The 542-nt window shown below is 69.6% G+C and carries 1 protein-coding gene; it reads left to right on the forward strand.

The features are described from left to right. On the forward strand, positions 1 to 542 hold a 542-nt coding region (locus CWO91_RS42405), incomplete at both ends, for a condensation domain-containing protein (protein ID WP_130221197.1).

Raw genomic sequence — 542 nt, forward strand, 5'->3', positions numbered from 1 at the left:
GCGCGCTGGCTGCTGTTGGAGCTGCAGCATCATCTGATCGGGGATCACACCACACTGGAGCTGATGCGTGCCGAGGTCCAGGCTGTGCTGGAGGGACGCGAGCACGAGCTGAGCGCGCCACAGCCGTTCCGCAACCTGGTGGCGCAGGCGCGCCTGGGCGTTGATGCAAAGGCGGATGAAGCGTTCTTCCGGGGGTGGCTGGCAGACATCGACGAGCCGAGCACGCCGTTCGGCTTGCGCGAGGTGCGCGGCGACGGCAGCGGGGTTCGAGAGGCGCAGCGGATGCTGCCGCAGCAGCTGAACGCGCGGCTGCGTAGCCAGGCGCGACGGCTGGGGGTGAGCCTGGCGAGCCTGTGCCATCTGGCCTGGGGTCAGGTGGTGGCGCGCAGCAGCGACCGCGAGCAGGTGGTGTTCGGCACGGTGCTGTTCGGCCGCATGCATGGCGGTGCGGGTGGCGACCGCGCGATGGGGCTGTTCATCAACACGCTGCCGCTGCGGCTTGATCTTGATGGGACCGCGGTCGAGGCGAGCGTGCGAACCAC

This window comes from Bradyrhizobium genosp. SA-3 (genome assembly GCF_004212635.1).
GTDB lineage: Bacteria > Pseudomonadota > Alphaproteobacteria > Rhizobiales > Xanthobacteraceae > Bradyrhizobium.